This window comes from Mesonia sp. K4-1 (assembly GCF_008017825.1).
GTDB lineage: Bacteria > Bacteroidota > Bacteroidia > Flavobacteriales > Flavobacteriaceae > Mesonia.
In genome coordinates this window covers 1-585 of the sequence record NZ_VRLS01000054.1, presented here as the reverse complement: position 1 = coordinate 585, position 585 = coordinate 1, and the positions used below count along the sequence as shown (strand labels likewise).

Here is a 585-nt window from a genome sequence, read left to right as displayed (position 1 = left end):
TATGGAATGATATCCAGCTCTTTAAATTCTGTTTTGATCTTGGAAGCTATTCTTTTTAAGTTTTGCTTTTGTTGATCCCAAAAAATGACATTGAGGTGTCCCCGAATAATTCTTGCATTATCATCTGCGTTAATTTGAGTAAGTATATGCTGTATTTTTTCCAGTACTACCTTGTTCTGCGAACCAAAATTGGAGCTCTTCTGGAGTTCTTCCACTTTTTTATCGAGTAGCTTTCGCCATTTGTGTTTATCGTCCAAATACAGGATTTGGTTAACCAGATGGTTCTCCTTTAAATTGAGCCCTATACCATCAATAAACCCTTGATGAAACACAAAATCATCTGATGTGAATCGTTCATTGGTCTTGCTACTCTGTACACTTTCGCCAAAGCACAGTTCGCTATTGATGGCTAGGGCATCAAAATAATTTTCTCCCATTTGGATGTGCTGTTTTTCCAACAAAATATCCGTATCAAAACCTTCATTAAATCCGTTAAAATATGCTTGTGTTAATTGTTCTATCTCCTTAGAGAGCACTGAGTTTATTTGAATTTTTCGACTATTATTGATAAAAGAAATCGAATCC

General features: G+C 35.2%; 1 pseudogene. It reads right to left on the bottom strand.

Going from position 1 to position 585, the window contains the following annotated elements:
* A pseudogene (locus FT986_RS10100) lies at window positions 1-585 on the bottom strand (TraG family conjugative transposon ATPase); the annotation flags it as partial.